At 53.8% G+C, this 14766-nt stretch carries 7 protein-coding genes; 6 read left to right on the forward strand and 1 reads right to left on the reverse strand.

Annotation, left to right across the window (positions count from 1 at the left end):
• Positions 1-20 precede the first annotated feature (20 nt).
• Genes IGS55_RS21960 through IGS55_RS21985 form a run of 6 tightly spaced genes read left to right on the forward strand, consistent with a single transcriptional unit; the run spans position 21 to position 14193 of the window.
• Complete coding sequence (locus IGS55_RS21960; protein WP_230516977.1) at positions 21-3347, forward strand: hypothetical protein; 3327 nt, start codon at positions 21-23, stop codon at positions 3345-3347.
• Position 3348: 1 nt separating this feature from the next.
• Entirely contained in the window at positions 3349-4200 is an 852-nt protein-coding gene (locus IGS55_RS21965; protein WP_230516976.1) for a phosphoadenosine phosphosulfate reductase family protein, read from the forward strand.
• A 24-nt stretch (positions 4201-4224) separates the two neighbouring features.
• Positions 4225-6048, forward strand: coding sequence for a hypothetical protein (locus IGS55_RS21970; protein WP_230516975.1), 1824 nt, complete (start codon positions 4225-4227; stop codon positions 6046-6048).
• The gene (locus IGS55_RS21975) at positions 6045-7622 is read left to right on the forward strand and encodes a hypothetical protein (protein ID WP_230516974.1); all 1578 of its coding nucleotides are present in this window, start codon (positions 6045-6047) and stop codon (positions 7620-7622) included. Before IGS55_RS21970 ends, IGS55_RS21975 begins: the two co-directional genes overlap by 4 nt.
• On the forward strand, positions 7619-13051 hold the full coding sequence (locus tag IGS55_RS21980; RefSeq protein ID WP_230516973.1) for an FtsK/SpoIIIE domain-containing protein: 5433 nt from the start codon (positions 7619-7621) through the stop codon (positions 13049-13051). Before IGS55_RS21975 ends, IGS55_RS21980 begins: the two co-directional genes overlap by 4 nt.
• Entirely contained in the window at positions 13048-14193 is a 1146-nt protein-coding gene (locus IGS55_RS21985; protein ID WP_230516972.1) for a cysteine desulfurase family protein, read from the forward strand. Before IGS55_RS21980 ends, IGS55_RS21985 begins: the two co-directional genes overlap by 4 nt.
• Positions 14194-14433: 240 nt before the next feature.
• Here the strand turns inward: IGS55_RS21985 and IGS55_RS21990 are convergent.
• On the reverse strand, positions 14434-14766 hold a 333-nt coding region (locus IGS55_RS21990; protein WP_230516971.1), incomplete at its 5' end, for an integrase core domain-containing protein.

Raw genomic sequence — 14766 nt, forward strand, 5'->3', positions numbered from 1 at the left:
TCCGGATCCATCCCCGGTTCATGCGTTCCGTTCATCTAGAGCGCGACATTGAAGATCCACGTTCTTCTTTGGCATACATCCTGACTCCTGTGGCTCGCCAGGCGCTTGATCGAATTACTGAAGGTCTGCAGCCAGATTCTACTCAGCGTGCATGGCGTATTGCGGGCGACTACGGATCAGGTAAGACGGACTTCGGATTAGCGTTGGCGCGTATCGCAAAAGGCGAAAAAGGTGAATTGCCAAAGAACCTACACCGGTTTATAGGTAATTCTTCATTCGTGCCCGCGCTCGCAACAGGCGATAGCGAGCCGCTGGGCCGGACCGTTCTGCGTGCCCTTGATGTCCCATGGACCGCAAAAAGAAAGCCAAGCACGGACGAGGTCCTCTCGGCAGTCAAGGCAGCTGTCGTTGCGGCGAGAAAGCGAAAATTTACCGGTGTCGTTTTGGTATTGGATGAGCTAGGTAAGAATCTAGAGTTCGCGGCGCGACACCCGGAAGAAGACGACATCTTTTTGCTCCAGCGTTTAGCTGAAGAGGCCAACCGCAGCGGGAAGAACGCCTTCCTGGTCATCGCAATGTTGCACCAAGGTGTCGCGGCATATGCGAGCAGTCTTGACTCTGTATCGAAGCGAGAATGGGATAAGGTCTCTGGACGGTATGAGGAAATAGTCTACGTTCAGCCTACCGAACAAGTAGCTACGCTTCTGTCTGCGACATTGAATGTGAACGAGACACTTCTTCCTAAAATGATTCGCGAGGAAGCGTCCCATTCAATGGTGTCAGCGGTGCGAGCGGGTATGTATGGTGCAGCAGCAGCGGAGTCCTTACTAGGATTGAGCGCAAGAATTTTTCCGATTCACCCCGCAGCTCTGCCTGTCCTCACGAGGACGATGCGGAAATTCGGTCAGAACGAACGTTCGCTCTTCAGCTTTATTTCGTCCGGCGAGCCAATGGGGCTACAAAGTCACATCGCCAATGAGTTGAATGGGGACTGCTTCTATCGAGTTTCGGATCTGTTCGATTATGTTCGCTTAAACCTCTTGCCGACGATTGTTTCTGGAAGTAGTTTTACACATTGGGGAGTCATCGAGTCGGTACTCGCGTCGACAGTCACCGAAGGTGAAATTGAAGACAAGGTTCTTAAGACGATCGCAATGCTGAGCCTGCTGGATTCTCCGGACTTGCCTTCTACTGAAGCGGCAGTCGCGTTGGCCATTGGCGGGCGATCATCGGTAGTAAATGCCGCGATAAAATCTCTCCGCCAGCGGGGCGTTATTTATGAACGAGGGACGGTTCGCGGTCTCTGCCTTTGGCCTCACACAAGTGTCGATCTTGAGGAAGCACTCGTGCGAGCGACAATCGCCACCACAAACGGGGCCGGAGGGCTGCATGCGTTGTGTAGTCACATCAAGTCGGAAGACTTGGTGCCACGCGCCTACTACTCCGAGACCGGAACGCTTCGGTATGCAGACGTAAAAATCGTGCCCGCGAGCGACCTTGAGAAGTTATTGACTAGCTTCCCAAAATTGAATGGAAAAGGTGCCGACCTCAGCTTATTCGTTGTCTTACCTATGGACGCAGCCTTGCAAAAGAAGGCCCAGAGGCTTCTTTTACAGCGGGCAGGAGAAATTCCAGAGGGAACATACGTCAGTGTCGCGACACCGCAAAACTCAGCAGTTAAGGCGCTGGGTGATTTGCTCGCTTGGAAATGGATTGGTGCCAATGTTCCTCAGCTTTCTGGCGACAAACATGCCCGAGAAGAGGTTGCGCGCCAAATTCGGCGGGCCGAGAAGCACGTGAGAGATTCTTTGGAGGGGCTGGACAACCTTGCAGTGTCAAATGGTCAAAGGCTTGCATGGCATCACTGCCATGCTGACTCTCCAATAATCCTCTCCTCCGGGAAAGATCTACTCACTTTTCTTGGCAAGGAATGCAAGCGGATCTATTCTCAGACGCCAAGGGTTTTGAACGAACTCATCAATCGGCGATATCCGAGCAGTGCGGCAGTTGCTGCGCGTACGAAGCTCGTCGAGGCGATGACGATGAACCCGGAAAAACCCTTTCTCGGCATGGACTCGACTAAGCGTCCCCCGGAGATGGCGTTATACCTTTCCGTGCTAGAGCACGGTAACTTCCATATGAAGGGTGAGAACGGCTGGGTATTTCGCGTCCCGTCCGAAGAAGAGGACGCGTGTCGCCTGATCCCTACCTTCGATTTGATAACGAAGACACTTCAGCAAAGAGGGAACGACGTCCTGATCCCTTTGACGGAAGTGTTTGAAATTCTCTCCCTTCCACCGTTCGGACTTAGAGAAGGATTGCAGCCGTTTGTCGTAGCCATCTATCTCGCCACGCATCACCAGCGGGTCGCTGTCTATGAAGATCGGACTTACCTTCATGAGGTAGGGGGAGACGCGTTTTTGAGATTAATGAAGGAGCCTCAACATTTCCACCTGCAGCATTGTGAACTCGACACTGTACGCACCGAGCTACTAACCAACTTGTTATCGCAGCTGCAAATCGATCCTCGGGACGCATCGAAAGCGGATCTTTTAGACTTAATCCGTCCACTTGCGATTTTTATTGGTCGAGAGGTTCCGGATTACGCTCGGAAGACCCAAACGCTGTCAGCCGTCGCCGGCGCTGTCCGGCGTGCACTGTTGGACGCCCGGGAGCCACTTAAACTAGTATTCGTGACTTTGCCCATAGCCTGCGGATTCGAACCTGTTGGAGCCCAAGGCCTCTCTGACCCGCATGAATTTGCTGCCTCACTAAAAAAGGCGTTGCACGAAATTCGAACGGCTTACCCAAACCTCATCGAGCGCCTCGCGGCATCGCTGAGTGCCGCATTTAGGGTAGAGCTGCCGGCGGCAACAGCCCGCCTCAACATTGCTGACCGGGCAGCTCAGCTCAGCGTTGCAGTGACTGAGCCTAGCCTGAAGGCTTTCGCATTACGCCTTTCGGACAAGACGTTGGAGCAACGAGAGTGGATCGAATCGATAGCCAATCTTTTGGCTCGCAAATCCCCTGAACGTTGGACGGATAAAGACGAAGCGGAATTTAATCACCAGCTTGAGTTGGCCGCAGGCCGTTTCTTGCGAACAGAAATGGCCTTGATAGGCACTACAAAGAAGCTAAGTGGTCGCGCCTGTCGAATAGCGTTAACGAAGAGCGACGGCACAGAAGTTGGCGAGCTTATAAATTGGGATGGAATGGATGACGGTCGATTAATCCAGGCCGAAGCGGCCATTGTAAATATACTCTCGGAGCATGGCCGCTATGGACTAGCGGCAGCAATGCGTGCAATATGGGCGCAGCTCGAGGGCGAGCAAAAAGGTGCAATATAAAATGACAGACAAATTACCACTTACCTCAACGGCGTGGCCGGAAGACCGTACGAAGGTCCGCCACATCCTGAGCCTCTCTGGAGGGAAAGATAGTGCGGCTTTAGCCGTTCATATGCGCGATCGCGTCGAGAATATGGAATATATTTTCCACGACACGGGTAAAGAGCTGCCTGATACGTACGAATACCTTGAGCGGCTTGAGGGATACCTCGGGCAGAAAATTGTGCGCACTACGTTTGGGACGACTTTTGACTTAATTCTCCGGATGAAAGGTGGCATGCTGCCGTCTAACCATCGTCGTTGGTGCACCGATTTAATGAAATTGAAGCCCTTCGAAAATTATATCGGAGACGACTTCTGCATCAACTACGTGGGCATCCGAGCCGACGAGGAGCGCGTAGGCTATATTAGCCACAAGCCCAATATCCGTGCGGTTTTCCCATTTCGTGACGACGGGATTGCATATGAAGGTGTGCAACGCATTCTAGAAGATTCTGGATTGGGAATGCCTCCCTACACCGAGTGGGGTCGTACGCGAAGCGGATGTTTCTTTTGTTTCTACCAGCAGAAAATTGAATGGGTCCGCTTAAAGCAGCGTTATCCTGATCTTTATGAGGAGGCGAAAGCGTATGAGAAGCCAAACCACATCAATGGAAATGTGTTCTATTGGTGCACTAACGAGTCGTTGACCGATCTTGAAAAGCCTGAGAGGATGGCGCAAATTGAAGGCAACTGGGATGAAAAACAGATTCGTATCTTGAAGCGCCAGCCGAACCGAACTCTTGCGGAAACTCTCGGTGGGCTCGAGGTGGTGCCCAGGGCTAGAGACGGTTGTTTGATCTGTCAATTGTAAGTACTGGAGCAAGGCGAGGCGGACATGACGAACGGCGAAAGTTGGATTCGATTACTGAGAAGCTACGGCCCCGTAGCTGATAACGAAGCCATGCAAGCGGAGCACGTGGACAAGCTTGCATCTGATCTAGGCATTCCTAAGCTCGCTTTCGAACATCCCGCACGCGCAGAAGTGATGGCGTGTTTTCCGCGCGAGACAGGCGATTTTAAGAACGTTGTTCTAACGGGGACGGCCGGCGACGGCAAGACATCGCTCTGTATTGATATCGTCCGAGAACTGACGAATGGTGATGGCGCTGGGGATCAGGGAATGACCAGTATAAACGTCTCCACGTCGGCAGGGATGCGTACTTTGACCCTGATCTACGATGTGACTGCATGGAAATCTACTTCTACCCTGCGTCCAGAGCAGATTGAGCTTCTAGGGCGTATGGCTCGTTCTGTCTACGGCCCCGCATCAGATGACTATTTCGTCCTGGCGGTAAATGATGGACAGCTGCACGAACTATTCCGCGCGATACCTCACGGAACAGACGAGCTGATCGAGCGGTTGAAAACGGACCTTGTTTCCCTGCACGCGAAGGGCGGTCGTGACTGCGAACGGCTGCGGTTGCTCAACTTAAGCCATATTCCCAGCGAAGACATCATGCGGCGCTGCCTTGAGGCCCTGCTCGACCGAGACGAGTGGCAGTGCTTCGAGACAGAGCAAACTAATCCTCTTTTCTCAGCTAAGTCATCGCTAAGGCGAAATCACGCGGCCTTGAGCGCGCCCGAAATACGCGAGAAGCTCATCATGCTTGCGCGGATTGCCGACGCGACCGGCCATCATCTTCCTGTACGTGGCGTCCTATGTTTGTTGACAAACAGTTTGCTGGGACACCCGAAGGCTCGTGATCGCCTTATCCGACCAGGTGTGGACAACGAGTTGGCTATTGACTCCGACGAGCTGCACCTCGCCGCTTTCCATCGCAACCTGTTCGGTGACAATCTTACTTCGAGTGCCCGCAACAAGAGAGGCGTGTACCGATTTCTTGCCATGTTGCACGTGGGAGAGGAGACGACAAACGACTTGGACGAACTCATCGTTTTCGGCTCCCGTGACCCAGATCTCCACGCGGCCCATCAGGCCCTAGTTGAGGTGGACAGGTTTAAGCAACACAACCCCCATTTTGACGAACTCCTGAATCAATATATCCGAGGCGACATCGTAGACGAAGAACGGACGCTGGAATTCTTAGCGGCCCTCAGCGCCGAGCGGCGGCGGATATTCCTGCAAGCGTCCGAAGCGCAATTAACGGAGCATAAACTCTGGGAGACGACTACCTTCCACTATGCTGGAGTCTACCTCACCGATATCATCGGGCAGCTCGCGGCTGGTAAAAAACCGTCCCGTTCCAACCTCAGCAAACTTGCGTCGGGCCTGAATCGTGTCTGGACAGGCCTTCTTTTATCCGATGAAGTGGCCGAGGTCCTCTACACTTCGGGTCTTGATCTAACCGCCGCGCCGATCAGTAATTTATTCCTAGGGCAAGCTGAGCTAGAGGGGGCGCCCCCCGGCATGAAAGTGGTGCGCCAACCCCATCAAACGGTTCCAGATTTGGTACTGCAGCATGCAAATGGCTTGACCTTCTCCTTTCCTTTGACGCTACAGCGCTTCGAATTTCTGCGCCGCGTAGCCGAGGGAACGATGCCATCCAGTTTCTCACGCGAAGCGTCTGCTGACTTCATGTCCTTGAAACAGAGTTGTCTGCGTGACCTGGCGCTGAGCACAAGTCCAACAATGCTGCATCTGCTCGACCTACACGACACGGGCACTGTTCATAAAAAAGGGATTTATTTTTCCGAATGATTACCCTTCCAACCAATCGCGAAGCCTATTTAGGCTCCAAACAGAGCAACGACATGTGGGTCGTCGAAGCCATATGGGGACATCGCATCGAACCCCAGCCCTTTTCCGCACTAATGCTCGAGTTTCTCGGTATTGCCGAAGGTATGTACCGTGAGGGTCAGCTTTTTGACCCGACCCGTCCAAACGGCAAGCACGTCTACACCGCCAATCGCAGCCTCCAGTTGCGTAACATCTTGTTCAAAAATCCCGGTATGGAAGAGATCTTGGCGGATTCATCCAATCACGACGAAGATGCATGGGATACCTGGCTTGAGGAGATGGCCGACAGCGCGATCTTGGGGATAAATCAGTCTACCGATTTCTCTTATCTCCGGTCGCGATTCCAATCGTTTGGCGAATTGGTAAGTATTGTTCGGTTGCTGCGCAGTATCGTCGTAGACCCTGGCAGTAGCCGTGCCTGGACTGCTCAGTTCATCTTCCCAATAGGTCCGGCCGCGTTATACGAACCGGTCTACGAAACCCCAGGTGCCGACAAGCTCGATTTTAATCGGCGGGTCTTCACGCGTACGGGGGAACTTGCTTACCTGATGCTGACCAGAGCCTCCGAGCCGCTCCGCACGAGGATCAAGGATGGTCTTGAGCCGTCACTGAAACCAGATGGCGCGCGAAACAAATTGCTGCTTCGCTTGCTCGAAGATGGAGTTCCGGACTTGGGTAACCGCAAGGGAGGCACTTACCTACCCTACATCGCGCACCCTGCATACGACCGGATGGGATCTGACATCGCGGCTTTGCTTGAGTTAGGCATGCCGAATCAAGATGCCTTCCAGTATATTCAGCCGCTACTAGGATTGCATGTTTATCTATATGCGATCGAGACAGCAAACGCCTGGGCCGGCAATGCAGATATGCCGAATATCGTCTGCGAAATCCTTGCCCCGCGCAGCGATCTCGTAAGAAAGGCTGCCATTTCATCTTACTTGGATAATGACGGATTAGGTTTACGAGCGGTTCGAGGATACCTGGAATCCACCGTGAAAGAGAACGAGGAATTGCAGGCTGCGCTGGATGGCGACGACATTGACGACGTCGAAAAAATGCGCCAGCTTGGCAGCTTCCTACAAGAAAAATTCTCGCTCGATGAGCGTCTTATCGATGATGGAGATAATGCCGATGCCATGTTGAAGGCTTTCTATGCCCACGCGGAACGGCACTATAAGACTTATACGTCTGCTGGGTTAGTGGGCTTGGCGAAGGGATGCGGATTGGTATCCCAGCGGGGTACTAATCGATCACGTTATGCGCCCACTGATGAACTACTGCGATGCTTGGTGTTGGCCAATGTGTCGGCTCCCATGGAGGAGAGTGCCTTTTTGACCCTCCTGTTCGTGCGCTACAGGCTAGTCATCGGTGCTACGGAAGCGGGAGATGTGGTCCCTACGAGCCTATTCGACGAAAGCGACTTCAAGCGGAATCGGGAGCGATTCAGCCAGCACTTGATAGGACTCGGCTTGGCACGGCGTATGAGTGACGCTTGCACCTACATCATTAACCCAATGGAAAAACGCGGATGAATGAGCACCAGATATCTGATTCAGATGCGCTAGTTGGTTCGATTGCCCTTGAGTATGTACTCCACAAGCTTCAAGATCAGTTGGCCGATACCAGCTTCAGGGGAGCATTCCATGTACTTGCCGGGTTCTCTGTCGCGCAGTTAGTCGGATTCGTTCAGGCGCGCGACGCTCATGGTGGATGGGCAACGCGGTTGGCTCTACAATTTCCTGCGGGCGTCCTTGCTGGTTTCGATATCGACCAGAAACACCTGACGGAAGAATCCTCGGTCGGCGTGCGTAATCGTCCTCGCACAGCTGGCACTGTGGTTATTGCCGCCGAATTAGAAAATGATGCGGGAGCGTCTCTCGCTGACAGCGATCGAACGGATGCATCGGACTTGAAAGACAAAGCAATTGCGGGCATCTGGGTGAAGTTCGTAGCGGACAGCTTGGGGATGACGCTCTATCCTCAAGATGCCCGACACGTGGAGGCGCTCTTGAAGGGCCTTTTCGATACCGGGTCGTGTCCAACTGTGAAGGTAGGTGCATACCTTCGCGCAGTCCTACAGTTTTACAAGGACGAACCTCTGGTGCGCGCCGCAGGCAAGGCATTGCCGGTTATCGGCCTTCCGTTATCGGAAGACGCATTTGCTTCGCTGAACGAAGCGAAAATGAAATTGCCGTCCCAATGGGCGGAAAGATTCAGAACGCACTATGGGTTGGAATGCTATCTGGAAAAACGAGGAAAAAAGTTTGACCTGCTTGATCAGGAGACGATGCGGGATGACCTGCGGCGTCTGCGGGATGGCAAAAGCATGCCGCCGGTTCCTGAAGAAGTGTTGGGTGCCTTTGAAGCTTATATCGAGGCCGCGCCAAGAAGTGAAGCAGTTCAAGCATTCCTCTATGAGCACGATTGGCAACATGCGCAGCGTTGTTTTGACAAGGACAGAAAGATCTCACGTGCGGACTTTGCTACGCTCACGCGCAAAGCGCTTGTGGATGAAAATGTCTCGGTCAGCATGGACGACGATTTGCTGATGACCACTTTGGAGAAAATGCCCCGCAAGTCAGCCGCCGCGCCTGAGGAGTATCGGGATTTTTTTGAGAGGCACACGGACGCAATTGAAAAGGACCGCAAGCTTTACATGGACTGGGCCGATTTCGTCCACGGAAAACGCGTCGAATGCACCGATTTACTTCGTGGAATTTTCGAGTGCCTGCAGCGGTTCGTCGGTAGGCTCGATGCGAACGAGTCGTTCTACATTGTCCTGGAAGGAAAGTCCCAGGAGAAGAACAATAGTTACATCGACCGTAACCGGCGCGCATGCGAATATTTCGAACGTAATTACCGCTCACTTCAGGTCAAATCAGGAAACAAAATCCGTTTCAGCAAGACGCAGATTTTTTCCTATACCGACACGGTCTGGCCAAGTTTGAAGGACAGACCCAAGTACAACGGGGCGAAGAAGTCCAATAGTGCCACCACGCTCGAATTCGTGGCGGCGGGTTATGTAGAGCGAAGCGGACTGCCTGACGTGCAAGTATGCTCGTTCAAACTCTTTTGGAAGTTTCCAACCGAGTCGATCTTAAGTCAGGAAGCCGCCGATTTCGACGGGTTAAGGCGATACGCCGAGAAAAAAAAGACGTGCCTTGTACACTGTCAGAGCGAGTATGAAGGTGTAGGGCGCAAGGGCGTTCCGCTCAGTTTGTCGCTCAACGATACCCAAGGGTTTGCCGAAGTTGCGCGCCAGGGTGGGCGGGGGGCGTTCGTGCCGGCGCAGACGAAAATTAGGGCCATTCCGGTTGAATGGGATGAGCGAATGGATCACATCCGTGGTGCGCAATCGATTGGATCGGAAACGATCGCCACCCTCCAAGCTCAATTCGAGCATTTCGAGGCCTTGTATTCCCTCGGCGTTTGCGCGCTCGCTCATGACGCAATGGACCACCAACATACGGAACAGATCGCAGCGTCTTATAGGTCGCTGTTGCTGGCCATTGCATCGCTGACCCATGAAGAGTCGCGACGTCGTCTACTCAAGATAGTCCTCTCGGTCGGACAAGCTCAAGTTGCCCGTTCAGGCAGACGGCCCTCGGTCGCAGTTGTCTGTCCCTGGCATCCATTGCGCATGGAAGCCACGAAGGCACGACAACAACAGGCAATTGCTCACATTGCGCGGCTGGCCGAACAGGGACGGGCGCCATTTTCCGACGGCTCGCATGGGGCGTTGTTCTTCCGTGAAGTTGAGCAGTTGTTGACTCATCCGCTCTATCCGGAAATGGCGATTGCTTGGGATGAAAACGAGCCGTCTCAGCGTATAGGGATGCAGGCGTTGGGCAGCTATTCTTTACATCACGTCGCTGAGCGTTCATCGATGGCGAATCTTGCTCCGGGTGAGGATGATTTCGTGTCCGCCGCAAATACAATCGAGCACGAGGTGACGGAATACCTGCGCCTTCAGCCGCACGAGCGCGACAACCTGTCCATCCTCCTCTACGATTGCGAGTCTGCAGCTTTGCCGGCCGCAGTAGTCAACAAGATCAACAGGATTAACGAAGCTAGAGACGGCGACAAGATTACGTGCCAGATCTTGCTAACGCACCGAAGCGCAAATCGGCTGCGAGAAATCTATCGTGAACTCGTGTCGCGAGGCGTTGAGACTGTAGATGATCCTACCGAAGGTACCGGTGACTTCCTTGCTAGAGTCCGTGTCAATATCACTGCCGCTAACCGCCTGCGCAATCGAGGCCGCACGCAGCCCGTGGACATAGCGTATTGCAGGGACCTTATTTCGCGTGAGGCAAAGACGGAGCCTAAGTGGGTGGAGCGCTTCACGCGCGATCCAATCGAGCTTCAGCCTCATCAGTGGAACCGACGGCTACCGCTAGCACCAGGCGATCGCAAAGTGCTCCTTCAACTCGTATGTCCGGTGCAAACCGTAACTGGATGGACTTACCTATACGCGATTGCACAGTTATGCGGCGTGGGCGCAGCGGAGGCCTGGGCGAATGACAAGTGCTCGGTCTTGATGCGGACCCTTGACTTTGACGACAGCAACGTGGACCGCATCTTCAACGAAACGCATGATTTGGCTGCCTGGGTCGTGAACGAAGACGAACTCTTGGACCGAAAACTGCTTGAACAGTGCAAGGTTAAGGTCATACGCTATGTACAGCGGGTCACCCACGGGCGCAACCTCATTATTTCCTCTAAGGCGAGGGATACGCTGCTGGTCAATACCCTCAGGGAAAAGCTTCGCGGCCTTGTCGCTTCTGATACCAGCCCGGCATGGATTGCGAACCTGGGCGCGCGTGCCATTGAGGATGCCAATCGGATTTCAGGCGGCCTTGTCCTTAAAGCTGCTCGAAGGGCTAACAATACAAACGAACTGCTGGGTATGGTGCTATCACGCTATCTCGTCCAAGCGGAACTCGGTAAGGACCGGGCAATTGCATGGTGTTTCCTAGACGATTACAGTCAGTGGCTTGGTAAAAAAGACGGGGCGAGCATGGCCGACCTGCTTGTCCTCGCTCCTATCGTCAATCCCGACGGTTCCTTGCATTTGGACATCGTGGTCACGGAGGCAAAGTTCGTCAAATTTGATGGCCTCAATCAAGCGGCGACAGTCTCCGCAAAACAGCTGATGGATACGCTCGGCCAGATCAACGACGCATTGGATGAAACATTTCCGACGATCGATCAAGCAACTTGGCTAGCTCGCATTTCCGATCTGCTGATACTTCAAACAGTCACTATGCCAGGTAAGGCGCAACTCGACGCGAGCGCGTGGAAGCGCGCTGTGCGGGATCGATTGTGTACCTTCCGGGTGTGGGGATACTCGCATGTCTTCGTGTATGAACCGCAGGGATACACCACGCAGGTGAGCAGGGTAGTAGGTCTTGTTCCTCCAAAGCCTAGGAGCAAATTTAGTGCGCTCCAAGAAGTGTTTGGGCCCGGGGATGTGCGCGCATTGCTATCGCATTTTCAAGCGCAGGATCACCAGGCCACTTTAGATCTTCGGCACAGCAATGGCCACCTGTCATTTGGGAAATCAAATATTCGGCACCTTATGCACGCGGTCCAGGACGTCAACGTCGGCCGTGCGGTGGAGCCGTCCTCCGATGCGCGCCCTGCGCCAGTCGTCGACGCTCTTCATGATGCTGAGATCGGGACCCGTAAAGCGGTAGATGACCATGGTGTGCGAGGGAATCCTGGCTCTGTGTTGCCTCTGGCACAGCGCGCTGGCGGCGGCAAGGAAAATGGTAAAAACGAGCTGATAGAGTTCTTGGAAGAGCGTGCTTCACGATTTAGCTCATCCGAGGAGGAGGGCCAGGCATGGCTGTCGGAAATGAGCGCGAAGCTCCGGCATGCATTGATCAGCCGAGGCCTCACAGCGAAGCTGGCTAGTGATGGAAATTTAGTTCTGACGCCTAACGCAGGGATCATCAAGCTGCAAGGGACAACCAGCTTGACTGTCCAAGCCGTGGAAGCGAAAGCAAGCGAGATTTTCACATCCGATGGGATACAGATCATCAGTGTCACCCCAGAATCCGGCCGAATTTCAATTGCAGTAAAACGGCCTGTCCGGGAGGTACTTCATACCGAGGCCGTCTTGTTAGCATATTTAAAGACGTACAACGCCGAGGAAAATGGAGAACAGATTCTCATTGGTATCGCGGAGGAGGACGGTCGCCCCGTGCTACTCAACCCGTCCGTTCAACCGCACACGCTGGTCGCGGGAATGACCGGAAGCGGAAAATCCATTCTCATTCAGAATATCATGCTGACCATCGCGGCGACGCGTTCGCCGGCCGAGGCTTTGATCTATCTAATTGACCCGAAATTTGGTCTGGACTATCGCCCTCTTGAATCGCTGCCGCATATTCAAGCCGGCTCCGCAGGCATCATTGACGAGCCTCTCGCTGCAATTGAAACGTTAAAGAAACTGGTTGACGTGATGGATGATCGATACAGGACATTCAAAGAAGCTGGCGTTCCAAACATCGGCGCCTATCGTCGCGCGACCGGAAACGAGATGCCTACGTTGTGGATCATCCACGATGAATTTACGGACTGGATGATGATCGAGGAGTACCGGAAAGTGGTCCCGGATGTTGTTAACAGGCTTAGCGTGAAGGCGAGGGCTGCAGGTATCTTCTTGATCTTTGCGGCCCAGCGTCCCGACAAAGACGCAATGCCAATGCAATTGCGCTCTCAGCTCGGAAATAGGCTCACGCTGAAGGTCGACAATGACGCGACATCCGAGATTGCAATGGGAATCAAAAATGGCGGCGCCGCCCGGCTCCTTGGACAAGGACACATGCTCGTGCGCATTGGACAACCTGAATCGCTGTATGTCCAGGTGCCTTTCATCGACGTGGAGACTACTGTGCCATTGATCGTTAAAATCATTGTGGATCAATACAAGACGAGGACTGCATCAGCGTGATTTATCTCGACAACAACGCCACAACAAAGGCGTCCTCCACTGTAGTCGCGGCGGTCACCCATTATCTTGAGAACTGCTATGCGAACGCTTCTGCGAACACTGCTGGTTACACTGGAGCAGACGTGCCCCGTCGGATCGCAGCCGAACAATTGGCCCGCCTTCTCAATGCTGAGGAACCGGACTGCTTCTTGTTTACGTCAGGTGCGACGGAGTCAAATAACTGGATATTTTCTGCACTTTACAGTTCAGGACTTAGGAAAGTGTGCATTAGTGCGATCGAGCATCCTTCGGTAAGTGAACCGGCCGAACGGCTTGGGAAGAACGGTTGCGAACTGTCCGTGATTCCAGTGAATAAGGAAGGCATCGTATGCATCGAGACATTGGCAGAGCTGCTCTCCCCTGACACCCAACTTGTTTCGGTTATGGCCGCAAACAACGAAACAGGTGTGGTGCAGCCCATCGAGGAGATTGCGCAGTTGGTCCGTGCCCGGTGTCCTACTGCGCTCTTCCATACCGACGCAACCCAAGCGATTGGACGCATCCCTATCGATCTGCAGGGCAGTTGGGCAGAAGTGGACTTAATGTCCTTTTCGGCGCACAAATTTCACGGGCCGAAGGGTATAGGAGGAATGTACTACCGCCCTGGAACAGCGCTTCTACCATGGCTCGTGGGCGGTGGGCAAGAAGCGGGATTCCGCTCTGGTACCACCAATACGCCCGGTCTAGCTGGGTTGGCGGCGGCTGTGGGCCAAATAAACGTCGCCCTGTACGACGAAGTGCGGAATCGAAGAGACTATTTTGAGTCGCGGCTGCGCGGAGTTCTTCCTGTTCAATTCCATTCCTCCAATGCTGTGCGGCTTCCAAACACCAGCTGCTTTTCGATACCGGGCGCATCGGGCGAGGAAATTGCGGATCAGCTTGCAGCGCGTGGCGTTATCGTTGGAACGGGATCAGCGTGTTCGTCGGGTTCGCTGAGCCCCCCAAAGACGCTGCTCGCCATGGGAGTTGATTACGCCCTAGCAGCGGGCACAATTCGGGTCAGTCTCAGCAAAACCACATCGATCGAAGAACTAGATCTGTTGGTGGCCCTGCTCGTCGAAATTGTCGCCGTCCAGGAGCCCTTTTCCTCGCAGCGATCCTAAGGCTAGCCTAAATGCTAGATCAGCCACACCTGCGGACAGAAATTGACTGGCAAATATGGCAGGAAACGGCCCATCCGACGATTCATAACCAGTTGCATGTTTGGCTGAACCTCGCACAACTGTCGGGACCCACGCTCCCCGCTTGGCGCACTTGCGGGATGCGTGAACGGGACATAGGAGTGCTCGTTCGAGACAGAACTAGCGGAATTCCCGAACAGTGTCTGGCAATAGCTGTAGTGGTCAACCCATCCCGGACACTACGTTAAGTTTTTCTTCGGTGACGGCCGGCGCCAATCCCTCATTGAATTGATGTGGCCGTATCCAGTTATACCGGTGCATCAGGTAGTGGCTGATGTCCCGTTGTGCTTCTTGTGCCGTCATGTAACCTGTTGACGGCAGCCACTCCGTTTTGAAGCTGCGGAACAGCCTTTCCATCGGGGAGTTATCCCAACAATTTCCCCGACGGCTCATACTCTGTCGTATCCGATAGCGCCACAAGCGCTGACGGAATTTTCGACTGGCGTACTGGCTACCTTGATCCGAATGCAACAGTAGGCCCTGTGGTCGACCTCG

This window comes from Janthinobacterium sp. EB271-G4-3-2, assembly GCF_020858035.1.
Taxonomy (GTDB): Bacteria; Pseudomonadota; Gammaproteobacteria; order Burkholderiales; family Burkholderiaceae_D; genus Janthinobacterium; species Janthinobacterium aestuarii.

Coding starts and splice junctions, on each gene's coding strand:
- IGS55_RS21965 (WP_230516976.1), top strand. CDS start 3,349: ATGACAGACAAATTACCACTTACCTCAACGGCGTGGCCGGAAGACCGT.
- IGS55_RS21960 (WP_230516977.1), top strand. CDS start 21: ATGCGTTCCGTTCATCTAGAGCGCGACATTGAAGATCCACGTTCTTCT.
- IGS55_RS21970 (WP_230516975.1), top strand. CDS start 4,225: ATGACGAACGGCGAAAGTTGGATTCGATTACTGAGAAGCTACGGCCCC.
- IGS55_RS21975 (WP_230516974.1), top strand. CDS start 6,045: ATGATTACCCTTCCAACCAATCGCGAAGCCTATTTAGGCTCCAAACAG.
- IGS55_RS21980 (WP_230516973.1), top strand. CDS start 7,619: ATGAATGAGCACCAGATATCTGATTCAGATGCGCTAGTTGGTTCGATT.